The sequence below is a fragment of the Microbacterium deminutum genome (assembly GCF_039530205.1).
GTDB lineage: Bacteria > Actinomycetota > Actinomycetes > Actinomycetales > Microbacteriaceae > Microbacterium > Microbacterium deminutum.
On record NZ_BAAAOG010000001.1, the window covers coordinates 517671 to 541014 of the forward strand.

Annotated in this window: 21 protein-coding genes; 9 read left to right on the plus strand and 12 right to left on the minus strand. The window is 68.3% G+C overall.

Annotated features, from left to right (window positions below):
- Position 1 precedes the first annotated feature (1 nt).
- From sdhA to sdhC, 3 genes are read right to left on the minus strand one after another with little or no spacing between them, the layout of a single operon-like run.
- On the minus strand, positions 2-1807 hold the full coding sequence (gene sdhA, locus ABD212_RS02265) for a succinate dehydrogenase flavoprotein subunit (protein WP_344090747.1): 1806 nt from the start codon (positions 1805-1807) through the stop codon (positions 2-4).
- A 43-nt stretch (positions 1808-1850) separates the two neighbouring features.
- The gene (locus ABD212_RS02270) at positions 1851-2300 is read right to left on the minus strand and encodes a succinate dehydrogenase hydrophobic membrane anchor subunit (protein WP_344090750.1); all 450 of its coding nucleotides are present in this window, start codon (positions 2298-2300) and stop codon (positions 1851-1853) included.
- On the minus strand, positions 2300-2734 hold the full coding sequence (gene sdhC / locus ABD212_RS02275; protein WP_344090752.1) for a succinate dehydrogenase, cytochrome b556 subunit: 435 nt from the start codon (positions 2732-2734) through the stop codon (positions 2300-2302). The genes ABD212_RS02270 and sdhC overlap by 1 nt, the downstream gene beginning before the upstream one ends.
- A 237-nt stretch (positions 2735-2971) precedes the next feature.
- On the opposite strand from sdhC, the gene ABD212_RS02280 reads away from it, so the two are divergent.
- The 9 genes from ABD212_RS02280 to ABD212_RS02320 all read left to right on the plus strand — a co-directional run bounded on the left by ABD212_RS02280 (position 2972) and on the right by ABD212_RS02320 (position 13668).
- Entirely contained in the window at positions 2972-4087 is a 1116-nt protein-coding gene (locus ABD212_RS02280; protein ID WP_344090754.1) for a mannose-1-phosphate guanylyltransferase, read from the plus strand.
- Between the two features lie 121 nt (positions 4088-4208).
- Positions 4209-5198: an IS481 family transposase gene (locus ABD212_RS02285; RefSeq protein ID WP_344090756.1), complete on the plus strand. Its 990-nt coding sequence runs from the start codon at positions 4209-4211 to the stop codon at positions 5196-5198.
- A gap of 158 nt (positions 5199-5356) precedes the next feature.
- Positions 5357-6472 carry a BMP family lipoprotein gene (locus ABD212_RS02290; protein ID WP_344090759.1) on the plus strand — a complete coding sequence of 372 codons (1116 nt, stop codon included), beginning with the start codon at positions 5357-5359 and terminating at the stop codon, positions 6470-6472.
- Between the two features lie 99 nt (positions 6473-6571).
- Positions 6572-8086: an ABC transporter ATP-binding protein gene (locus ABD212_RS02295; RefSeq protein WP_344090762.1), complete on the plus strand. Its 1515-nt coding sequence runs from the start codon at positions 6572-6574 to the stop codon at positions 8084-8086.
- Complete coding sequence (locus ABD212_RS02300; protein WP_344090765.1) at positions 8083-9363, plus strand: ABC transporter permease; 1281 nt, start codon at positions 8083-8085, stop codon at positions 9361-9363. The genes ABD212_RS02295 and ABD212_RS02300 overlap by 4 nt, the downstream gene beginning before the upstream one ends.
- Positions 9360-10652, plus strand: a complete 1293-nt coding sequence (locus ABD212_RS02305) for an ABC transporter permease (protein WP_344090767.1) — start codon at positions 9360-9362, stop codon at positions 10650-10652. Before ABD212_RS02300 ends, ABD212_RS02305 begins: the two co-directional genes overlap by 4 nt.
- Positions 10653-10756: 104 nt before the next feature.
- Positions 10757-11158 (plus strand): cytidine deaminase, encoded by a 402-nt coding sequence (locus tag ABD212_RS02310; RefSeq protein ID WP_344090769.1) that lies wholly within the window; start codon positions 10757-10759, stop codon positions 11156-11158.
- A complete protein-coding gene (locus ABD212_RS02315; RefSeq protein WP_344090771.1) occupies positions 11155-12462 on the plus strand; it encodes a thymidine phosphorylase in 1308 nt (435 codons plus the stop codon). Before ABD212_RS02310 ends, ABD212_RS02315 begins: the two co-directional genes overlap by 4 nt.
- A 90-nt stretch (positions 12463-12552) precedes the next feature.
- Positions 12553-13668 (plus strand): adenosine deaminase, encoded by a 1116-nt coding sequence (locus tag ABD212_RS02320; RefSeq protein WP_344090773.1) that lies wholly within the window; start codon positions 12553-12555, stop codon positions 13666-13668.
- Between the two features lie 653 nt (positions 13669-14321).
- Here the strand turns inward: ABD212_RS02320 and ABD212_RS02325 are convergent.
- From ABD212_RS02325 to ABD212_RS02365, 9 genes are all read right to left on the minus strand, one after another.
- Positions 14322-15278: an SDR family oxidoreductase gene (locus tag ABD212_RS02325; protein ID WP_344090774.1), complete on the minus strand. Its 957-nt coding sequence runs from the start codon at positions 15276-15278 to the stop codon at positions 14322-14324.
- The gene (locus tag ABD212_RS02330) at positions 15275-15562 is read right to left on the minus strand and encodes a hypothetical protein (RefSeq protein WP_344090776.1); all 288 of its coding nucleotides are present in this window, start codon (positions 15560-15562) and stop codon (positions 15275-15277) included. The genes ABD212_RS02325 and ABD212_RS02330 overlap by 4 nt, the downstream gene beginning before the upstream one ends.
- Positions 15559-16953 carry a flavin-containing monooxygenase gene (locus ABD212_RS02335; protein WP_344090778.1) on the minus strand — a complete coding sequence of 465 codons (1395 nt, stop codon included), beginning with the start codon at positions 16951-16953 and terminating at the stop codon, positions 15559-15561. The genes ABD212_RS02330 and ABD212_RS02335 overlap by 4 nt, the downstream gene beginning before the upstream one ends.
- Before the next feature lie 190 nt (positions 16954-17143).
- A complete protein-coding gene (locus ABD212_RS02340; protein WP_344090780.1) occupies positions 17144-17854 on the minus strand; it encodes an alpha/beta hydrolase in 711 nt (236 codons plus the stop codon).
- A 77-nt stretch (positions 17855-17931) separates the two neighbouring features.
- Complete coding sequence (locus ABD212_RS02345) at positions 17932-19086, minus strand: mannitol-1-phosphate 5-dehydrogenase (RefSeq protein ID WP_344090782.1); 1155 nt, start codon at positions 19084-19086, stop codon at positions 17932-17934.
- Positions 19083-19523: a PTS mannitol transporter subunit IIA gene (locus ABD212_RS02350; protein ID WP_344090784.1), complete on the minus strand. Its 441-nt coding sequence runs from the start codon at positions 19521-19523 to the stop codon at positions 19083-19085. Before ABD212_RS02350 ends, ABD212_RS02345 begins: the two co-directional genes overlap by 4 nt.
- Before the next feature lie 248 nt (positions 19524-19771).
- Positions 19772-21340 carry a PTS mannitol transporter subunit IIBC gene (locus ABD212_RS02355; protein WP_344090787.1) on the minus strand — a complete coding sequence of 523 codons (1569 nt, stop codon included), beginning with the start codon at positions 21338-21340 and terminating at the stop codon, positions 19772-19774.
- Positions 21341-21370: 30 nt separating this feature from the next.
- Positions 21371-23062, minus strand: coding sequence for a phosphoenolpyruvate--protein phosphotransferase (gene ptsP, locus ABD212_RS02360; RefSeq protein WP_344090788.1), 1692 nt, complete (start codon positions 23060-23062; stop codon positions 21371-21373).
- A 3-nt stretch (positions 23063-23065) separates the two neighbouring features.
- On the minus strand, positions 23066-23341 hold the full coding sequence (locus ABD212_RS02365) for an HPr family phosphocarrier protein (RefSeq protein ID WP_344090790.1): 276 nt from the start codon (positions 23339-23341) through the stop codon (positions 23066-23068).
- Positions 23342-23344 lie beyond the last annotated feature (3 nt).

The following is a 23344-nucleotide window of genomic DNA, read 5'->3' on the forward strand; positions in this document are numbered from 1 at the left end:
CTCAGTACTTCCTCTCCATCGGCTGGTAGCGCGTGATGACGACCGGCTTCCAGTCGAGGCGGATGTGATCCTCGGAGTGCGAGGATCCGGCATCCCCCGAAAGATACGCCATGGTGTGCTTCATATACGTGTCGTCGTCGCGCTTCGGGAAGTCGTCGCGCATGTGGCCGCCTCGGCTCTCCTTGCGGTTGCGCGCGGCGACGACCACGACCTCGGCGATGTCGAGCAGGAACCCCAGCTCGACGGCCTCCAGCAGGTCGGTGTTGTAGCGCTTGCCCTTGTCATCGACGTGGATGTTCTTGAACCGCTCGCGCAGCTCCTCGATCACGTCGAGCACCTCGCCGAGCGACTCGTCGGTGCGGAACACCTGGGCCTTGCGGTCCATCTCGTCCTGCAGCTTCTTTCGCAGCACCGCGATGCGCTCGGTGCCCTGGTTGCTGCGGAGACCCTCGATGAGCCCGCGCACCTCGGCCGCGGGGTCGTCGGGAAGCGCCACGAACTCGGCGGTCTTGACGTACTCGACCGCGTTGCGCCCGGCGCGCTTGCCGAATACGTTGATGTCGAGGAGCGAATTGGTGCCCAGCCGGTTCGAGCCGTGCACCGAGACGCAGGCGCACTCGCCTGCGGCGTAGAGGCCGGGCACGACCGTGGTGTTGTCGCTGAGCACCTGCGCGTCGTTGTTGGTCGGGATGCCGCCCATCGCGTAGTGCGCCGTGGGCATGACGGGCACCGGCTCGACGACGGGGTCGACGCCGAGGTAGGTGCGCGCGAACTCGGTGATGTCGGGGAGCTTCGTCTCGAGCACCTCGGCGCCGAGGTGCGTGCAGTCCAGCAGCACATAGTCGCGGTGCGGACCCGCGCCGCGGCCCTCGGCGACCTCCTGCACCATGCAGCGGCTCACGATGTCGCGAGGAGCCAGGTCCTTGATCGTCGGCGCATAGCGCTCCATGAAGCGCTCGCCCGTGACGTTGCGCAGGATCGCGCCTTCGCCGCGCGCGCCCTCGGTGAGCAGGATGCCGAGTCCGGCGAGACCGGTCGGATGGAACTGGAAGAACTCCATGTCCTCGAGCGGCAGGCCCTTGCGCCAGATGATGCCGACGCCGTCCCCCGTGAGCGTGTGGGCGTTCGAGGTCGTCTTGTAGATCTTGCCGAACCCGCCGGTCGCGAAGATCACGGCCTTGGACTGGAAGACGTGCAGGTCGCCGGTCGCGAGCTCGTAGGCCACGACCCCGGCGATCTTCGTCGATCCATCGGCATCCTCCACCGTCACCAGGTCGAGCACGTAGAACTCGTTGAAGAAGTTGATGCCGAGCTTGACGCAGTTCTGGAACAGCGTCTGCAGGATCATGTGCCCGGTGCGGTCGGCGGCGTAGCAGGCCCGGCGGACCGGGGTCTTGCCGTGGTCGGCGGTGTGGCCGCCGAACCGGCGCTGGTCGATCTTGCCCTCGGGCGTGCGGTTGAACGGCAGGCCCATGTTCTCGAGGTCGATGACCGCGTCGATGGCCTCTTTCGCGAGGATCTCGGCCGCGTCCTGGTCGACGAGGTAGTCGCCGCCCTTGACGGTGTCGAACGTGTGCCACTCCCAGGAGTCCTCTTCGACGTTCGCGAGGGCTGCGGCCATGCCGCCCTGCGCCGCGCCGGTGTGCGAGCGGGTGGGGTACAGCTTCGAGATCACGGCGGTCTTCGCGCCCGGGCCGGCTTCGATCGCAGCGCGCATGCCGGCGCCGCCGGCGCCCACGATGACGATGTCGAACTGGTGGTAGTGGACGCCGTCTTTGACGTAGCTGTCAGCGGTCTGGGTGGTCACGTGGAGGATGCTTCCGTCTCTGTCTCTCGTCCGACTGCCTGGCTCAGCCCTGGCACATGTCCCACAGGCTGCTGTCCTGCGTCACTCCGAGGCAAGGGTCGAACGTGAAGACCACGAGCGTTCCGAGCAGGATGAGGAACGCCGCCGCCAGTGTGACCGCCCAGACCAGGACCCGCCGCGTGCCGTGATGCGTCACGTAGTCGTTGATGATCGTGCGCATGCCGTTGGCGCCGTGGATGAGCGCGAGCCAGAGCATCAGCACGTCCCACCACTGCCAGAACGGCGACGCGTACTTGCCGACGACGAACGCGAAATCGATCTGACGGATGCCGTCGCCCGCCACGAGGTTCACGAAGAGGTGGCCGAAGATCAGCACCACGAGCACGACACCCGAGAGGCGCATGTAGATCCAGCCCCACTTCTCGAGGTTGGGGCCCCTGCGACGTGGCCGGGCGACCGGGCTGCGCGGATCGGCGATGGTGTCGGAGGTCATCAGTGCGCTCCTGAGATCTCGGCGATGATGCTCATCAGCTGGCGAGGCACGAAGCCGGCCATCGTGACGACCCAGAGGCCCCACACGATCCACCAGAGCTGGCGCTGATACCGCGTTCCCCTGGACCAGAAATCGACCAGGATGATGCGCAGGCCGTTGTACGCGTGGTAGGCGATCGCGCCGACGAGGACGATCTCGCCGACTCCCATGATGGGGTTCTTGTAGGTCCCGATCACGGCGTTGTACGCCTCAGGCGAGACCCGGATAAGTGCGGTGTCGAGCACGTGCACCAGCAGGAAGAAGAAGATCGCGACGCCCGTGACGCGGTGCAGCACCCACGACCACATGCCTTCCCGGCCGCGGTAGAGCGTGCCTCGCGGAACCCTGGAAGTGGTCTCCGATACGGACGGTATGACGCGTGCTGGTGCCGACACGGTCGTCCTCCCTGGTTCGAACAAGGTACGGGCGCGAGTGGAGTCCGCTCCCGGGGGATGACATTCCCCTGCGTCACGCGGGCGCGCTGATCATCCTATTCCCGTCGTGCGAACCCGGCGACAGCGGACACCCTGAGTGTCTTGACATCGAGATATCGCGCTCAAGGCGGGCGGAGACTTCATGCGCCGGATCAGTCATCGACATCGGCTCGCAACGAGCGTGGGTAGCCTGGGGGCATGGCCGATCCGATCCAGGACTTCTATGCCGTCATCCCCGCGGGCGGCATCGGCAGCCGGCTGTGGCCGCTGTCACGTGCTGACGCACCCAAATTCCTCCACGACCTGACCGGGTCGGGCAACACGCTGCTGCGCGACACGTGGAACCGGCTCGAGCCGCTGGCCGGGCCGGATCGCATCGCGGTCGTCACGGGTCGCGCCCACCGTGCCGCGGTCGAGAGGGAGCTGCCCGGCATCCCGGACAACAACGTCTTCCTCGAGTCGGAGCCGCGCGACTCCGCCGCCGCCATCGGCCTGGCCGCGGCTGTGCTCTCGATGCGGGAGCCTGATGTGATCATCGGCTCGTTCGCGGCGGACCACGTCATCCGCGTGCCCCACCTGTTCGACTGGGCCGTGCGACAGGCCGTCGCCACGGCGCGCGAGGGCTACATCTGCACCATCGGCATCCAGCCCTCCGAGGCATCCGTCGGCTTCGGATACATCAAGAAGGGCGCGGAGTTCGTCGTCGACGGCGCGCCCGAGGCCGCGACGGTGGAGAGCTTCGTCGAGAAGCCCGACCTCGAGACGGCCAAGGCCTACTTCGCCGACCGCTCCTACCTGTGGAATGCGGGGATGTTCATCTCTCGCGCTGACGTCCTCCTCGGCGAGATCGCCGAGAACCAGCCCCACCTGTACGCCGGCCTCATGGATCTCGCCGAGGCGTGGGACGACCGCGACAGGCGCGGCCCCGTCGTCGACCGGGTGTGGCCGACGCTGACCAAGATCGCCATCGACTACGCCGTCGCCGAACCGGCGGCCGCGAAGGGCCGTCTCGCTGTCATCCCCGGCCATTTCGACTGGGACGACGTGGGCGACTTCGCGAGCCTGGCGAAGCTCAACTCCCACGGTCGCAAGAACGACCTCGCGATCCTCGGCGAGAACGCCCGGGTCCTCTCGGATGCCGCGAGCGGCATCGTCGTCAGCCAGACGAAGCGCGTGATCAGCCTCATCGGCGTGCGGGACATCATCGTCGTCGACACGGAGGACGCGCTTCTGGTGACCACGAGCGAGCACGCGCAGCGGGTGAAGGGCGTCGTCGACGCACTCAAGCTCACTGGTCGCGGCGACGTGCTCTAGCTGTACTGCCCAGGGACGTTGGTTGATGTGTGACGACTCGCTGTAGTCGTTCGGGTGCGAGGAGGACCTCCGGTCGAGAGTGGAGCTGTTCAGGTTCCGTCTCGTCGACCAGGAGGTCCTCGTGTCCCACGCTAACGCTGCTCTGACTCCGATCCAACGCCTGCGGATCGGGAGACTCGTTGTTGACGATGGCTGGCCGGTCGCTCATGCGGCGGTGTTCTTCCATGTCTCGTGGCCGACCGCGAAGCGGTGGGCCGACCGTTACGCGGCGATGGGCGAGGCGGGGATGCAAGACCGGCCCTCACGCCCGCACCGATCACCGAACCGGACATCGCAGGACACCGTGCGGCGGATCGTGCATCTGCGGTGGAAGCGCCTCGGACCGGTCGCGATCGGCGGGAGACTCAGCATGCCCGCCTCGACCGTGCACGCCGTGCTGGTCCGGTGCCGGCTGCACCGGCTCCGGCACGTTGACATCCGCACCGGGGAACCGATCCGCCGCTACGAACACGATCATCCGGGGTCGATGATCCACGTGGACGTGAAGAAGCTCGGCAACATCCCCGACGGCGGCGGCTGGCGCACCGTCGGCAGACAGCAAGGCCGTCATCACCGGGCGACATCGCAAGGAAAGGACCGTAACAAGTACTACAACCCACTGATGCGGCACGCGTTCGTGCACACCGTCATCGACGACCACTCCCGCGTCGCATACGCCGAGATCCACGACGACGAGACCGCGGCAACCGCGATCGATGTCTTGCGCCGAGCGACGTCCTGGTTCGCGGCGCGCGGCGTGACCATCGAACGAGTGCTCTCCGACAATGGCAGCGCCTATCGATCGTTCGCGTGGCGTGATGCGTGCGCCGAGCTCGGCATCCGCCCGAAGCGAACCCGGCCGTACCGTCCGCAGACCAACGGGAAAATCGAAAGGTTCCACCGCACCCTCGCCGACGGATGGGCATTCAGCCGGCACTACAACAGTGAGTCAGCCCGCCGTAACGCGCTACCCGCATGGTTGCATCACTACAATCACCACAGGCCCCACACCGCCATCGGCAAGGTCCCACCAATCACCCGGTTAACCAACCTGCCTGGGCAGTACATCTAGCCCCGCAGGACCCGCGCGGCCGCCTGCGCGGCTCTGCTCTGTTGCGTCTTGGTAACCATTCCATGATTGACAGGCGTCCAGTACGCAACAGGTGCGTAGCAATAGGTAACTTTGTCCCGACCCGCGAGGTACGCGGGCCCATTTACGTGGAGGCACGAGTGACCATCTCTACCACCCGCAAACTCGTCGGCGCAGGGGTCGCCGCGAGCCTGCTCCTTGCACTCGCCGGCTGTGGTTCGGCCCCGACGACGTCCTCGTCGAGCGCGGCGCCGACGGTCGTCGCAGGATTCAAGCCCTGCCTCGTCTCCGACTCGGGAGGGTTCAACGACCATTCCTTCAACGAGTCCGCGAAGAACGGCATGGATGCCGCCGCGGCGCAGCTCGGTGTCAAGCCCATCGAGGTGCAGTCGAAGTCCGACAACGACTACAAGCCGAACATGGACGCCCTCGTCTCCGGCGGCTGCACCTTCATCGTCTCGGTGGGCTTCAAGCTCTCCGCCGCGACGATCGACGCGGCCAAGGCGAACCCGAACGTCGACTTCGCGATCATCGACGACAGCGCCGACGCGAACGGCGACGGCAAGCCCGACGCGCCGAACATCAAGCCGTTGCTGTTCGACACCGCCCAGGCCGCTTACCTCGGCGGGTATGCCGCGGCCGCGTGGTCGGACGCTTCCGGCACGGACAAGGTCGGCACCTTCGGAGGCCTGCAGATTCCGCCGGTGACCATCTTCATGGACGGCTACGTCCAGGGCGTGGAGAAGTACAACACCGACAAGAGCAAGAACGTCAAGACGTTCGGCTGGGATGTCACGAGCCAGAAGGGCTCCTTCACGGGAGCGTTCCAGGCCAACGACACCGCGAAGCAGACCGCACAGAGCGTGCTCGACCAGGGCGTGGACGTCATTCTGCCGGTCGGCGGCCCGATCTACCTGTCGGCCGCTGCCGCCATCAAGGACAGCGGCAAGAGCACCGTCATGCTCGGCGTGGACAGCGACCTCGTTGTCGCCGACCCGACCGTGAAGGACCTTGTGCTCGTTTCGATCATGAAGCGGGTCGACAAGGCTGTCGAGGCGGCCGTCGTCGACGCTTCTGGAGGCAACTTCGACCCGACCGCCTACGTCGGAACGCTCGAGAACGAGGGAGTAGGACTCTCCAGCTTCCACGACTTCGAGAGCAAGCTGCCGTCCGGACTGACGGACGAGCTGAAGAAGCTGCAGGATCAGATCATCTCGGGCGCGATCACGGTGGAGTCCCCCGCGACCCCCAAGTGATCGATCGGCGAGGCCGGCGGGATGCGACCATCCCGCCGGCCTCGCCGCGTTCCCGCGTCCTTTATGGTCCGTCGATCCCATTCTCGATAAGGTGCACACATGAAGCTCGAGCTCCGTGGAATCACGAAGCGTTTCGGGTCTCTTGTGGCCAACGATCGCATCGATGTGGTCGTGCAGCCCGGGGAGATCCATGCTCTCCTTGGGGAGAACGGCGCCGGCAAATCCACCTTGATGAACGTGCTGTACGGCTTTTACCAAGCCGACGAGGGCGAGATCCTTCTCGATGATGTGCCGCAGCATTTCCGAGGACCCGGCGACGCCATGGCCGCAGGAATCGGCATGGTGCATCAGCACTTCATGCTGGTGCCGGTGTTCACCGTCGCGGAGAACGTCATGCTGGGCCATGAGCAGACGAAGGCGCTCGGTTCACTCGACCTTGCAGCAGCCCGCGAGCACGTGCGCGCCGTCGCCGATCGCTTCGGGTTCGAGGTCGACCCGGATGCCGTCGTGGGAGATCTTCCCGTCGGCGTGCAGCAGCGCGTGGAGATCATAAAGGCGCTCTCCCGCGATGCCAGGGTGCTCGTGTTCGACGAGCCGACCGCGGTGCTCACCCCGCAGGAGACCGATGAGCTCATGACGATCATGCGCCAGCTGCGGGACGAAGGCACATCGATCGTCTTCATCACCCACAAGCTGCGTGAAGTGCGAGCGGTTGCCGATCGCATCACCGTCATCCGTCTGGGCAAGGTGGTCGGTGAGGCCGACCCGCAGGCATCGAATGCGCAGCTGGCTGCGATGATGGTGGGCCGGGCGGTGGAGCTCACCGTTAGCAAGGAGCCTGCGCGCATCGGCGAGGGCGGTCTTGAGGTCCGCGATCTGCGGGTGATCGCACCCAGCGGCCTCGTGCTGGTCGATGATGTGTCATTCGACGTGCGACCGGGGGAGGTCGTGGCGATCGCGGGCGTGCAGGGTAACGGGCAGACCGAGCTCGCCGAGGCGATTGTGGGTCTCGGGTCTCACGTCACCGGCTCGATCCGCCTCGGTGACGTCGAGCTGGTCGGCCGCAGTATTCGCAGGGTGCTCGATGCCGGTGTCGGGTTCATTCCCGAGGATCGCAACGAAGACGGGCTGGTCGCCGCGATGTCGGTTGCGGAGAACCTCATCCTGGACCGGTCGAGCGACTCCGCGTTCTCGGGCATGGGAACCATCCGGCAGAGTCGACTGGACACCTTCGCGCGGGAGCGCATCAAGGAGTTCGACATCCGCACCCAGGGCCCCGGGCAGGCCGCCGGATCGCTTTCCGGCGGCAATCAGCAGAAGGTCGTCCTCGCCCGCGAGCTCAACCGCGAGCTGAAGCTTCTTCTGGCGTCGCAGCCCACCAGGGGCGTCGATGTCGGATCGATCGAGTTCATCCACAAGCGCATCATCGCGACGCGGGATCGCGGCATTCCCGTCGTCGTCGTATCGACGGAGCTCGACGAAGTCGCCGCGCTGGCCGACCGCATCGTGGTGATGTTCCGGGGCGCGATCGTCGGCATCGTCCCCAGTGACACGCCGCGCGATGTGCTCGGCCTGATGATGGCCGGCGAGAAGCCTGGGGAGGCGGCGGCATGAGCGACAGCGGCTCGGGTTCTGAGGTCATCCCGCCTCCACCTCGTCAGAACCTGGTCATGCGCGACATCCTCCGCGGGAACATCGTGACGACGATCCTCGCCGTGGTGCTCGCGATGATCGTCGGAGGCATCCTGATCGCGATCACCGATCCGGCCGTGCAGCAGGCGGCGGTGTACTTCTTCGCGCGCCCCACAGATACGTTGGTCGCGATCTGGAATTCGGTGTCGGGCGCCTACGTCGCGCTCTTCCAAGGGTCGATCGTGAACTTCGGGGCGGCGAACTTCGGAGACGCCATAAAGCCGTTCACCAGCACGCTCGGCTTCGCAACGCCGCTCATCGCAGCGGCGCTCGGTGTCGCACTCGCCTTCCGCGTCGGGCTGTTCAACATCGGCGCCCGCGGCCAGATGCTGATCGCGTGCGGCGTGGCCGCGCTCCTCACATTCAACCTCAACCTGCCGATGTGGCTGCAGCTGCCGATCACGCTGCTCGCCGGCATCGCGGGAGGTGCGCTGTGGGGCGGCATCGTCGGACTGCTCAAGGCGCGCACCGGCGCGCACGAGGTGATCGTCACGATCATGCTCAACTACATCGCGTTCTACCTCGTCACGTGGATGGTGCGCATCCCCGGAATCCTGCAGAAGCCGGGCTCCAACCAGCCGATCTCGTCCCCCACCCCCGAGAATGCGCGGTTCCCGCTTCTGTTCGGAGACCAGTTCCCTCTCCTTCATGCCGGGTTCCTCTTCGTGGTGGCGGCCACCGTCTTCGTATGGTGGCTCATCGAGCGGTCGAGTCTCGGGTTCCGGATGCGTGCCGTCGGCGAGAACCCCCACGCCGCCCGCGCAGCCGGAATCAGCGTGCAGCGCGTGTACATCTATGCGATGCTGTTCGCCGGCGGCCTGGCGGGCCTCGCCGGGATGATCCAGATCCAGGGCACGATCACGAGCGGCTTCGACGGCAACATCGACGCCGGGATCGGCTTCGATGCGATCACGGTCGCCCTGCTCGGGCGCAGCCGGGCCTGGGGGACGTTCTTCGCCGGCATCCTGTTCGGGGCGCTGAAGGCGGGCTCGTACACGATGCAGGCTCTCCAGGGGATCCCCGTCGACATCGTGCTCGTCGTCCAGTCGCTGATCGTGCTGTTCATCGCTGCTCCGCCGCTCGTGCGGACGATCTTCTTCCTGCCGAAGGACGACTCCGAGCGATCCGCGCGCAAGAGGGCGCGAGCCGCGCGCAAGGCCGCCCGGGATGACACCCGTGCGAAGGGAGTGATCGCATGACCGCGCTGTCCCCATCGACTGTGCCGAGTGACACGACCGAGCACACGATGGTGCAGGTGCGGCACCTGAAGGTCCCCATCACGCTCCTCGTCATCGCCGGGCTCCTCGGCATTCTGTTCCTCTTCGCACCTCGCAGCGGGACCACAGTCTTCCGGCTCAGCGAGGGCAACGCGTTCATCAAGCTCAGCGACGTATCGGTTCCGGCCACGCCCGCCATCTGGATTTCTTGGGCGATCGTCGTCGTGCTCGCAGGCTGGGCGATGTGGGATGGCTGGAACTTCCGACGCAGCCCGCTGTGGCTCCCGATCACATATTCGTTGTTCGCGATGTTCGCCTTCCTGACCTGGGCCGGTGCCGACGCGGGTGCCACCATCACGGTGGTGGGCCTTCTCGGGGGCTCACTCTCGCTGGCGGTCCCGCTCGTGTTCGGTGCGCTCGGCGGCGTCATCGGCGAGCGCGCGGGCGTCGTGAACGTGGCGATCGAAGGCCAGTTCCTCCTGGGCGCCTTCACCGCGACCCTCCTGGCCAGCGTCACCCACAACCCGTTCGTAGGTCTCGTCGGCGCGATGATCGGCGGCATGCTCGTCGCCGTCGTGCTCGCAACCTTCGCGATCCGCTACATCGTCGACCAGGTCATCGTCGGTGTCGTGCTGAACGTGCTCGTTTCCGGCCTCACCGGGTTCCTGTATAGTGCGGTGCTCGCGCCGAACGCGGCCGCGCTCAACAGCCCGGTGCCGTTCCGGCCCGTCGCGATCCCGCTGCTTTCCGAGATCCCGGTGATCGGCCCGGTGCTGTTCGACCAGACATTCCTCGTCTACCTCATGTACGTCACGGTCGCCGTGGTCGCCTGGGCGCTGTACCGCACCCGCTGGGGTCTTCGGCTGCGGGCCGTCGGTGAGCATCCGCAGGCCGCAGACACCGTCGGGATCAAGGTGAACCCCACGCGTTTCTGGAACCTGCTGCTGGCGGGTGCGATCGCCGGAATCGGCGGCGCCTATTTCACACTCGTGTCGGTGCCGACATTCACCAAGGACATGACCGCGGGCCTCGGCTTCATCGCCCTGGCAGCCGTGATCTTCGGCGGATGGGATCCCATCCGCGCGACGCTTGCGGCGTTCCTCTTCGGTTTCGCCACCAACCTGCAGAACCTGCTCACGGTGCTGAAGACCCCGATCCCGAGCGAGTTCATGCTCATGCTGCCCTATGTCGTCACGATCCTCGCCGTCGCGGGATTCGCGGGACAGATCCGGGCACCTGCTGCCGATGGCAAACCGTACATCAAGGGTTGACGCGGTGAATGGACAGCCGATGCGAGCCGAGGCAGCGAATCGAGGCGCCAGCCGCGAGGCGCGGTCCGCAGACCCCCTGATACGACCCCGAAGGAAGGCCACCTGTGACCGACATCGACTGGGATGAGCTGCGCGTGGTGGCAACGGACGCGATGCGGCGCGCGTATGCGCCATACTCGCGATTCAAGGTGGGCGCGGCTGCGCTCGTCTCGGACGGGCGCATCGTGTCGGGCTGCAACGTCGAGAACGCGTCGTACGGCATCACGCTGTGCGCGGAGTGCTCGCTCGTGAGCGACCTGTTCATGTCGGGCGGCGGAAAGCTCGTGGCCTTCGTGTGCGTGGATGGCGAGGGCGGGACTCTCATGCCGTGCGGCCGCTGCCGGCAGCTGCTGTTCGAGCACGCCATCCCGGGCATGCTCCTCGAGACGGTGTCGGGCATCCGCACGATCGACGAGGTGCTGCCCGACGCATTCGGGCCCCGGGATCTGGAGGAGGCCGGGCGGTGACCGTTCCAGAGCCTCAGGGACCCGAGCCGCACGACGCGGTCGACGTGATTCGCGCGAAGCGCGACGGGAAGCCCATTCCCGAGGACGCGCTGCGGTGGATGGTCGACGCGTACACACGCGGCTACGTGATGGACGCGCAGATGGCGGCGTTCGCGATGGCGGTCCTCCTCAACGGGATGTCGCGCGACGAGATCCGCGTGATGACCGACGCGATGATCGCTTCAGGCGAGCGGATGGGCTTCGCGGGCCTGGGCAAGCCCACGGTCGACAAGCACTCCACCGGCGGGGTCGGCGACAAGATCACCCTGCCCCTTGCTCCGCTCGTGGCCGTCTTCGGCGTCGCCGTGCCGCAGCTGTCGGGGCGCGGTCTGGGGCACACCGGCGGCACGCTCGACAAGCTCGAGTCGATCCCGGGCTGGCGCGCCGCCCTGACCAACGACGAGCTCTTCGCACAGCTGCGCGATGTGGGCGCCGTGATCTGCGCGGCGGGATCGGGGCTCGCGCCGGCCGACAAGAAGCTCTACGCATTGCGCGATGTGACCGGGACCGTCGAGGCGATCCCCCTCATCGCCTCGAGCATCATGTCGAAGAAGATCGCCGAGGGCACCGACTCGCTGGTGCTCGACGTCAAGTTCGGCTCGGGCGCCTTCATGCAGGACGTCGACCGTGCGCGTGAGCTCGCCCGGACCATGGTGGCCCTCGGGACCGACTCGGGCGTCGCGACGACCGCCCTGCTCACCGACATGAACACGCCTCTGGGGCTTGCGATCGGCAATGCCAATGAGGTGCGCGAGTCGATCGAGGTCCTCGCCGGGGGCGGTCCCGCCGACATCGTCGAGCTCACGGTCGCACTCGCCCGCGAGATGCTGGCCCTCGCCGGTCAGCCGGACGCCGACGTCGAGGGCGCACTGCGCGACGGCCGCGCGATGGACGTCTGGCGAGCGATGATCCGCGCGCAGGACGGGGATCCGGATGCCGCGCTCCCCGCGCCGCGCGAATCGCACACCGTGACGGCGTCGGCCTCCGGTGTGATCACCCGGATGGACGCCCTTCCATTCGGGATCGCCGCGTGGCGGCTCGGCGCCGGGCGGGCACGCGCCGAGGATGCCGTCATCCACTCCGCCGGCATCGACCTGCACGCGAAGCCGGGTGATCCGGTCTCGGCAGGGCAGCCGGTCTTCACGCTCGTCGGAGACGACAAGGCCCGCTTCGAGCGCGCCCTCGAGGCGCTCCAGGGCGCCTGGGACGTCGGCACGGCCGCTCCCGCCCGGACTCCGCTCGTGTTCGAGCGCATCACCGCCTGACGCCGACACCGTCCCATCCGGTAGCGTCGACGACGCGCGGCGAGATCACCCGCCGGCGGCCAAGCCACACCGACGTCCGAGGAGGACGACATGCCCATCGACCAAGCCGGCGACTCCGTGCTTGACGGCGTCTCGATCCGAAGCCTCCCGAAGGTGTCGCTGCACGATCACCTCGACGGCGGAGTGCGCCCGGCCACGATCATCGAACTCGGGGACGAGATCGGGCTCGATGTGCCCGAGAGCGATGCCGGAGATCTCGCGGACTGGTTCGCCGACAAGAGCGACTCGGGCTCCCTCGTCGAGTACCTCAAGACCTTCGATCTCACGACGGCCGTCATGCAGACGCGTGAGGGCCTCACACGTGTCGCGCGCGAGTTCGTGGAGGACCTGGCGTCCGACGGCGTGATCTACGGCGAGGTCCGCTGGGCACCTGAGCAGCACCTGAGTCGCGGACTCTCGCTCGACGAGGTGGTGGCGGCCGTGCAGGAGGGGATCGAAGAAGGGGAGGATGCCGCCGAGCGGTCGGGCCGCGACATCCGGGTCGCTCAGCTCATCAGCGCCATGCGCCACACCGACCGCTCGCTCGAGATCGCGGAGCTCGCCGTGCGGTGGCGCGGCCGCGGCGCGGTCGGGTTCGACATCGCGGGGCCGGAGGACGGGTTCCCGCCGTCGCGGCACAAGGTCGCGTTCGACTACCTCGCGTCCGAATTCTTCCCGGCGACCGTCCATGCGGGCGAGGCCGCGGGGATCGACTCGATCCGCTCGGCGCTCATCGACGGCCGCGCGCTGCGGCTCGGGCACGGCGTCCGGATCGCCGAGGACCTCGAGGTGGTCTCGCGCGAGGGGGAAGAGGTGCTCGTGCAGTTCGGCGACCTGGCCCGGTGGGTGCGCGACCGAGAGATCCCGCTCGAGCTGTCGCCGTCGTCGAACCTGCAGACCGGCGCGATCAAGGCCTGGGGGACGAGCCTCGAGGACCACCCGTTCGACCTGCTGTATCAGCTCGGATTCGCGGTGACGGTGAACGTCGACAACCGCACGATGAGCCGCACGTCGCTCACGCGCGAGCTGGCGCTGCTCGCCGAGACGTTCGAGTACAGCCTCGACGACCTCGAGACGTTCCAGCTCAATGCAGCGGCGGGTGCGTTCCTGCCCGTGGAGGAGCGCGAGGAGCTCGTCGACCTCATCGCCGACGGATTCGGCGACTGACCGGGCAGGCCTGCGCCCGGCATCCCGCCCGGGTTCCTCGGGTGTGGGGCGCGGTCGGTCTGTCGGGGCGGGGCGCGTTCGGTCCGTTGGGTTTGGGGCGCGTTCGGTCCGTTGGGGCGGACGGTCTGCGCCCCAACGGACGAAAGGCGCCCCAAACCCGGTGTCGCGGACCACGGCGCCCGAACCCGCGGTGCCAGCGACCGACGCACACGGCATGCCGCAATCTCTCGTTCGTCGGGCTGGGGCGCCTTCGATCCGTTGGGGCGGACAATCTGCGCCCCAACGGATCACAGGCGCCCCAACACCGGTGTCGCGGACCACAGGCGCCCCAACACCGGTGTCGCGGACCACAGGCGCCCCAAACCGGTGGTCGCGGGCCACGTGCGCGGCCCGGTGGTCGGGACTATGGGCGCTCAACCCGGTGCTGCAGACCGGTTTCGGCATCCCGCATTCTCTCGTTCCTCGGGTTCGGGGCGTGTTCGGTCCGTTGGGGCGGGTGGTCTGCGCCCCACCGGAGGTAACGCGCCCCAAACCCGGACGTCGCGGACCCCAGGCGCCCCAAACCCGGTGTCGCGGACCGCGGGCGCCCCAAACCCGGTGTCGCGGACCGCAGGCGCCCCAAACCCGGGAATCTCAGGCCCGGATGCCGGGGCTCAGCGCCACGCGACGCCGGGGTGCGTGTCCAGATACGCCTCGAACGCCTCGAGCGAGGTCATGCTAGGGATGAAGCCGAAGTCGCGCTTCAGGGCGTCGTTCGCGAGCACCGGGCGATACCTGAGGAACCCGACCTGCTCGGGTCCGTGGACGGTGAGGTGCAGCATCCGTCCGATTCGGAGCGCGAACGCGAGGAGACCCGCCGGCACGGTGCGCACCGGCTTGTCGAGCCGAGAGGCGATCTCGTGCACCGTCAGGCGCCCGTCGCCAGCGACGTTGTAGATGCCCGGTGGGCCGTCGGTGGCGGCGCGGCTCATGGCGGCGGCGACGTCATCGACCCAGATGAAGACGAACGGCGAATCCGATCCGCGGATCGCCAGGATGCTCTTCCCGTCCCAGAGGGCCGTGATCTGGTTCTTCACGGTAGGTCCGAGGATGGTGCCGATCCGGAACACCACCTGCTCGAGCGCGGGATGCTCTTCGCGGTACTCCGCGAGCATCTCCTCCACGAGGCGCTTGTGCTTGGAGTACGGGAACTCGTCGCTGCCGCGGACCGGGTCCGTCTCGCGCAGCCACTGCGGGCTGTCGGGGTGGTAGCCGTACGCGGCGCCCGAGGATGAGACGACGATGCGCCGGACGCCGGCGGCGACGCAGGCCGCGAGCACGTGGCGCGTGCCGTCGACGTCGACGCGATACTCCCGGTCGTGGTCGCGACCGGGGTTCACGATCGCCGCGGGATGCACGACGACGTCGATCCGGTGCTGTTCGAGCAGCGGGGCGATCCGGTCGGGCTCGGTCACGTCGCAGATCGCGTAGTGGACGCCGATGACGCGGCGGGCCGGCATATGCACATCGGCGGCGACGATGTGCCCGACGTCGGGATGCGCGTCGAGCGCGGCGGCCACGTGCGACCCCAGGAAACCCGCGCCGCCGGTGATGAGGACGCGCGTCATCATGACGCGGTCCAGTTCGCCGCCTCTAGGCCGTCGGCGCGCCCGGCGCGAAGGACGCGGCGCGAGGCATCCCCCTTCGACGAGCCGGTCCGGCGCCGGGTGTGCAGTGCCCACAGCCAGGCGACCGTGAGTCCCGCGATGATGTCCCAGATGCCCCACCAGCCGGCGACGATGGCCATTCCGCCGAGGCCGCCGAAGAATGTGAAGACCAGTCCGAGTCCGAGACCGGCACTGCGGATGCCGACCAGCGTCCCCGGGTTGAAGTTCAGGACGACGTCGATGTTCACGACGCGGTTCCCGGGGTCGCGGCGGGACGGCGGGTGCGTTTCGGCCGATCGGCGGTTCGCTGTGCTGAGCCGTGTCCCGGGGCTGCGGCATGGCGTTCCGTGTGCAGGCTCTGCGTCGCGACGCGCACCGCCCGGCGGTACGCGTCCTTGTTGACGTAGTACGACATCCGCTCGAGCCCGAGGTATCGGTAGCCCCCGGTCAGGTCCGGCCACGGGTCTTCGAGCACGCGGCGCCGGAAGGCGGCGGCGGCCTCGGGGTGGTGCTCGAGCGCCGCGAGGTAGCGGGCGACGAGTTCGGCCTGCTCGTAACGACCCTGCCATCCGATGCCCGACGCCTCGATCATCCCCATCACGTACAGCCCGTTGAACGACGGCGGGAAGATGTTGAGGAACAGCGACGGAGAGTACCCGCTCCAGTTCAGCTCGGACCGCGCGACGAACGGATAGTCGAGCGTGTACCCGGTGGCCAGCAGGACCATGTCGTACTCACCGCTCGAGCCGTCCCGGAAATGGACGGTGGTGCCGTCGAAGCGGTCGACGTCCGCGCGGATGCCGAGATCGCCCTGGCCGAGGTGGTTGAGCATCAGGGTGTTGACGATCGGATGCGACTCGTACAGCCGGTAGTCGGGCTTCGGGAAGCCGAACCTCACCGGATCGCCCGTGAACGCCTTGAGCACGCGGGTGTCGACGAACTGCTTGATGCGCGCAGGAAGGGGCTTCCCCTGGTTGAGGGTGTCGGAGGGACGTCCGAACAGGTAGCGGGGCACGAAGTAGTACCCGCGGCGGACGCTCATGTCGACGGATGCCGCGTGGTGCACCGCGTCCACGCCGATGTCGCAACCGGAGTTGCCCGCACCGATGATCAGCACCCGCTTGCCGGTGAGCTGGGTCGCGCTCTTGTAGGCGCTCGTGTGCAGGAGCTCCCCGGTGAACTCGCCGCGGAAGGACGGCACGTTCGGCTCGGCGAGGGTGCCGTTCGCCAGGATCACGCCGGTGTAGCGCCGCTCGATAGGGCCGTCAGGACCCTCGGCGCGAAGCGCCCACGCGCCGTCGGCGTGTCGCTCCACCGCCGTCACGCGAGTCTGGAAGCGGAACCTGTCGGTGAGGCCGAAGTGATCCGCGTACTGGCGGAAATAGGCGATCAGGGTGCGATGGCTGGGGTAGTCGGCATCCGAGTCCATCGGGAACTCCGTGAACTCGGTCGTGGTCCGCGAGGAGATGAGGTGCGCGGACTCGTACATCGTCGAGCGCGGATTCTCGATGTCCCAGAGGCCCCCGACCCCGCGCGAGGCCTCGAATCCGTCGAACTCGATGCCCGCCTTCTGCAGCGCCCGCGCCGCAGCGAGCCCTGACGGGCCCGCGCCGATCACGGCGTACCGGTGCTCGTCCATGCTTCTCCCAGCCGTCTCGGTGTCAGGCCCCACGCCCGGACAACCTCTCGATGTTAGCCGCTCTTAACTGAAAGCCTCCCGGCCCCTGAGGGACCTCATGTCCACAGTGCCAGGACGGCGCGCATGAGCACCACTGTCGCCCGCCGCCCATGCGATCGCGAGCCTCGCCCCGCTTCGGCGGGCGGGAGCGTCAGCCGCCGAGGAAGGGCACGGCGGCATGCGAGATCTGTGCGGTCATGTCCTCATCAGAGATCGTGGGGGTTCCGTCACCGGGCTGGAGCCCGTAGTCGCCGAAGCTCGAGTGACTCGCGCCGGCGATCTCGACGAGGTCCGCATCCGCGGGCAGCAGATGGCGGTTGTCGGCGATCTTCTGCGGCGTGGACAGCCCGTCCTCGCTGCCCGCGATGCTGAGAACCGGTATGGGTGTGCCGGAGATGTCGGTCGCGCAGTACGAGGCGAACAGGATGAGCCGGCCGACGTCGCCCGCGACCTGGCAGGCCTTGACTCCGCCGAGCGAGTGGCCGCCCACCGCCCACTGGTCCACCTCCGGTGCCAGCGCAGTGAACGTCGACACCGGTCGCAGATCGAACAGCGCCAGGTTGAGCCAGGGCTTCACGATCACCACTGTGGCGCCCTCGGCGACGAGACCCGACAGCTTGGCCGCGTAGGCCCAGGGGTCGACCTTCGCACCCGGGTAGAAGACGAGTCCGTCGCCGTTCGCGCCCGATGCCGGCGTCAGCACGATCGCCGCCGAGTCGTCGACGATGTGGATGGCAGGGTCGGCTCGCATGGCCGCGAGCGGCTCGGGCTCGGCCGCCATCACGCCGACCTGGCTGTAGACCACGAGCGCGATGACGGCGAGCACGATGATCGCGCCGAGCACGCCGAACACCCAGGCCACGATCCTGCGACCGCGCCGGGGGGAGCCCGCAGGTGCCGGGTGCGCCTCGGCCGTTCCCTCCGCGGATTCCGGCGCCGTCACGCCGTGAGCTCGGCTTGGCGGGCGGCGACGACCGTGCTGATCTTGGCGAACAGCGGATGCTGCGGCTCGAGGCCGGTCACCGTCCCGGTGAACGTGTCGGCATCCTGTTCGCGCAGCATCCGCTGCAGGTCGACCGACTGCTCGTCCTCGGGATCGTCGAAGGCGAGCGCGGCCGCCATCGCGCCCACCAGGGCGTCGACCGAGAGCCCGCGCTCGGCGGCCTCGGCGGCGGGCCCGACGAACCGCTCATGCCGCGAGAGCTTCCGCAGCGGCTGGCGCCCGACCCGCCAGACCGTGTCGGGCAGCAACGGGTTTCGGAACCTCGCGAGGATCGTGGCACGGTAATCGGCGAGCTGAGCGGGGTCGAGGCCGTGCTTGGCGCCGAGGAGAGCGGATGTCTCTTCGAGGGTCGCGGCGACCTTCGCGGCGATGCCGGGGTCGGAGAGGGCATCCGAGATCTTCTCCACCCCCGCCGCCGCCCCGAAGTAGGCGGTCGTCGCGTGGCCGGTGTTCACCGTGAAGAGCTTCCGCTCGATGTAGGGCGCCAGATCCTCGACGAAGTGAGCGCTCGGGATCCTGGGCGGCTCGTCGCCGAACGGCGGCCGTTCGATGGCCCACTCGAAGAACGGCTCGACGGTCACGTCCACCCCGGCGCCGGCCGGCTGAGCGGGAACGATGCGGTCCACGGCAGTGTTCGCGAAGACCGCGCGACCGGCCAGGGCGTCCCACATCTCGGCGGCGAGGGTCTTCACCTCGTCGCGCAGCAGATCGGTGGCGTTGATCGCATTCTCGCAGGCCATGATCTGCAGCGGCGGGGATGCGGGGTCGCGCAGACCGAGCCCTGCCACGATGTGCGGTGCCACGAACCGGAGGATGGTCGGCCCGACCGCGGTGGTCACCACGTTGGCCGTCGCGATCTCCTCGACGATCTCGTCGGGGTGGGTCGCGCTGTTGACCGCCCGGAATCCGGTGACCACGCGATCGTGTCCGCCTTCCCCGACTTCGTGGACGGTGTACTGCGACACGGCATTGATCGCGTCGACCAGGGGAGCCGCGACATCCGAGAAGACGAGCTCGTAGCCGCCTTCGTGCAGCAGCAGACCCACGAAACCGCGCCCGATGTTGCCGGCGCCGAAATGGACTGCCTTCATGACACGCCCGCGGCCGAGACGAGATCGAACAGCTCCTCGGGCGTCTGCGCGGCCTTGAGCCTCGCGACGTCGTCCTCGTCCGAGAACAGGATCGCGATCTGCGAGAGGATCGCGAGGTGCTCGTCGCCCTTGCCGGCGATTCCCACGACGAAGGTGACCGGCTCGCCGCCCCAGTCCACGCCGCCGTCGTAGCGCACGACGGAGAGCGCCGATTCGAGGATGGTGTCCTTCGTCTCGTTCGTGCCGTGCGGGATCGCCAACTCGCTGCCCATGTAGGTCGAGACGGTCCTCTCGCGCTGCTGCATCGCGTCGTAGTAGGCGCTCGTGACGGCGCCGGCCGCCTCGAGGATGTCTGCGGCCTCCTTCATCGCCTCCTCGCGCGTCGCCCCGCCCGAGTGGATGCGAACCTGACCCAGAGTCAGAACCTCACGTGCCATGTCGATCGCCCTTCTGTGTTGTGGATGCTGCGGAGCCGGTGTGTGCGCCGGGACTGGACCCAGGGTTCGCCCGCCGGCGGCGGCCAGCGAACCCTGGGTCCGAGACTGTGTTCAGTTGGTCTTCTGGCGGCCATGGGCCGCCAGAAGAAGGGGCAGTGTGGACGCTGTTCCGGTGCGACCTCGCAGCCCCGACGGGGCTGCGAGGTCGGGGGCGTCGCGCCTGCCCGACCCCGCAGCGGTCTCAGCGCCTAGGCACCATCCTCGTGCTGGTCGCGCACGAGTTCCACGACCTCGTCGTACCGCGGCGAGTTCATGAAGTTGTCGACCGACACGTGCACCGAGTTCGGCGACTGCTGGCGGGCCCGTTCCGTCAGCTGGTTCTGCGTGATGACCAGGTCGGCCGAGCCGTCCAAGGCGGCGATCGCCTTGTTCACGACCGTGACATCATCGATGCCGGCCTTCTTGATCTTGTTGCGCAGGACGCTCGCGCCCATCGCGGACGAACCCATGCCGGCGTCGCACGCGAACACGATGTTCTTGATCTGGCGCTCGGTCACCGTCGCGGGTGCGATGCCGCCACCGGCGGCGGTAACCGCGCCGCCGCGGAGGCCGGCGAGCGCGTCCGAGGACTTGCCCTTCGCCGCCTCGGTCTGGGTGATGGCGGCGCCGAAGGCGTCGTCCGTCAGCGCCATCGCCTCGAGGTCGCGCTTGCGCGACGCGCGGAGGATCAGGGCCGAGAGGATGAAGGTCACCGCTGCCGCGAGGACCACCGACAGCAGGACCGCGACGTACTTGCCCGGTGCGATCTGGGCGATCACCGCGAAGATGCTGCCTGGAGCCGCGGGTGCCCGCAGTGCCCCGCCGAGGAGCATGTTCGTGGTGACACCCGTCATGCCGCCGCCGATCAGTGCGAGGATCAGCATCGGCTTCATCAGCGCGTAGGGGAAGTACACCTCGTGGATGCCGCCGAAGAACTGGATGACGGCAGCGCCGGGGGCCGAGGCGCGCGCGGCGCCGATCCCGAAGAACGTGAAGGCGAGCAGCAGGCCGACACCCGGTCCGGGGTTCGCCTCGAGCAGGAACAGGATCGACGATCCCTGTTCGGCCGACTGCTGCAGGCCGAGCGGGGTCAGCACGCCGTGGTTGATGGCGTTGTTGAGGAAGAAGACCTTCGCCGGCTCGATGATGATGCTCGTGAGCGGCAGCAGGTTCGTCGCGACGAGCCAGTTGACCGCGTTGCTCAAGATCTGCATGATGCCGTTGACCACCCACGCGATCGGGTAGAAGCCGAGGATCGCCATGGCGAAGCCCCAGATGCCCGCCGAGAACATGTTCACGAGCATCTCGAACCCGGCCCGGATCTTGCCCTCCCAGAGGCTGTCGAGCCACTTCATCGTGTAGGCGCAGAGCGGAGCCATGATCATCGCGCCGATGAACATGTGCACGTACCCGAGCGGCTTGGCGTTCGGGTCGCTCGCGAGCAGCTGCTCGTTGAACTGCGCGATGAGGTAGTCGGACCCGGCGATCGCGCCGAAGGTGCCGATCGCCGCCACCACGCCTCCGCGGATCCCATACACGATGTTGCCGCCGGTGTAGGCGATCAGGATCGGCAGGAGGTAGTGGATGAACGGGAAGACGATCGTCGCGAGCGCCGCGACGGGTGTCCACCCGACATCGATGAAGAATGCGGTGAAGATTCCCCACGCGATGAGCGCGGGGATGTTCGGCATGATCATGCCGGACAGGAACGTGCCGAAGCGCTGGACTCCGACTCGCGCCTTGCTGCCACCCGAGACGGGTGCGGACGCCGTTGTCATTGCGTAGTCTCCTTCAGTCGTGCCGCGGTCTTACGCCGCGACTGCATTGTTCTGAGACGCGGCGGCACGCGCCGCGTCTCGGGCGGACGCCGCGTCGGTCGCGGCGAGTGCAGCCCCGGCGATGACTCGTGCGTCATCGATCGAGTACTGCAGAAGGGACGCCCGCACGTCGGCGAGCGCGGTGGGGGCCATCGACAGGCTCGTGGCTCCGAGCCCGACGAGGACGACGGCGAGCAGCGGATCTGCGGCGGCCTCGCCGCAGATGCCCACCGGCTTCCCGTGCATCCGCCCGGCGTCGCCCACCTCGCGGATGAGCCGCAGGACGGCCGGATGCCAGGGATCCTGGAACGAGGCCACCGAGCCGAGCAGCCGGTCGGCGGCCAGGGTGTACTGCGTGAGGTCGTTCGTTCCGATCGACGCGAAGTCCGCGCTCTCGAGGATGCGGTCCGCGAGCAGCGCCGACGAGGGCACTTCGACCATGACACCGGCGGTGCGGATGCCGTAGTCCCTCGCCAGGTCGGTGAAGTACACCGTCTCCTCGACGGTGGCGATCATCGGCGCCATCACCCATAGGTCGGCGGGCCCGGCGGAGCTCTGCCTGGTCGCCTCGTGCGCCTCGGCGAGCGCGGTGAGCTGCTCGCGGAGGATGTCCTCACTCGCTCGCAAGGCGCGGATGCCGCGGAGGCCCAGAGCCGGGTTCTCTTCGTGCGCGTCGTTGAGGAAGGCCAGGGGCTTGTCGGCGCCGGCATCGAGCACGCGCACGACGACTTTCCTGCCCGGGAACGCCGAGAGCAGCTCGGTGTACGCCTCGCGCTGCTGCTCCACGGTCGGTGCGCTCGACGAGCTCAGGAACAGGAACTCCGTACGGAACAGCCCTACGCCTTCCGCGCCGAGCGCGACGGCCTCGCCGGCGCCGCCGGGCTTGCCGAGGTTCGCCAGCAGCGGCACCGGTGTCCCGTCCGCGAGCGCGCCGTCCGTGATGGGGGCGGATGCCGCGGACGCGCGTGCCTCGGCGCGGTTCCGCGCGCGCTCGAGTTCTTCGTCCGTCGGCTCGGTCGTGATCACCCCGGCGGCGGCATCCACGATCACCACCTCGCCTTCGGCGAGGTCCTTCGCGGCCGCCACGCCGACCACGGCGACGATCGACTTCTCCCGCGCCAGGATGGCGGTGTGCGAGGTGGGCCCGCCCTCCGTCGTGACCAGCGCGAGCACTTTGTCGAGGTCCAGCAGCGCTGTGTCGGCCGGGGCGAGGTCCTTCGCGACCAGCACGAAGGGATGCCCGGGGTCGGGCACCCCAGGAGCGGGCACGCCGCGCAGCCGCGCGATCACGCGCTGCGCCACATCGTCGAGGTCCGCGGCGCGCTCGCCGAGATAGCCGCCGAGCGCGGTGAGCTGGTCGCGGAAGGACGCGAACGCGTCGTACACGGCCCACTCCCCGGTGCGTCCCTGGGCCAGGCGTGCGGCGACCTCGTCGGCGAGAGAGGGATCCTCGGCCATCATCGCCTGCGCCTCGAGCACGTCCCGGGCAGCGCCGCCGGCCTGTGCGCCGCGCTCCTCGAGTTCACGCGCGACCGCGGAGACCGCCGCGCTCACGCGGGCCTTCTCGTCATCGGCCGTGAGTGCGCTCGGTGCATCGCTCGGCGCCGGCAGAGGCTCGGCCATGCGGGCGATCGGTCCCTGGGCGACCCCGAGGCCGATCCCTACTCCACGCAGTTCTGACATGGTCTACTCCGCATCGTGGTCGGTCGTGAGGAGCTCGGCAAGGGTGTCGAGCACGCGTTCCGCGTCGTCGCCGTCCGCGGTGAGCGTCACGTAGTCGCCCTGCTCCACGCCGAGGGCGATCACGCCGAGGATGCTGGCCGCGTTGACCGGGCTGCCGGCGTCCTTCGCGACCGTGACGGGGATGCCGGCATCCTTCGCCGCCTGCGCGAACAGCTTCGCGGGGCGCGCGTGCAGGCCGTGGGCGGAGCCGATCCGGACCGTCCGTGAGATGGCGGGCATCGT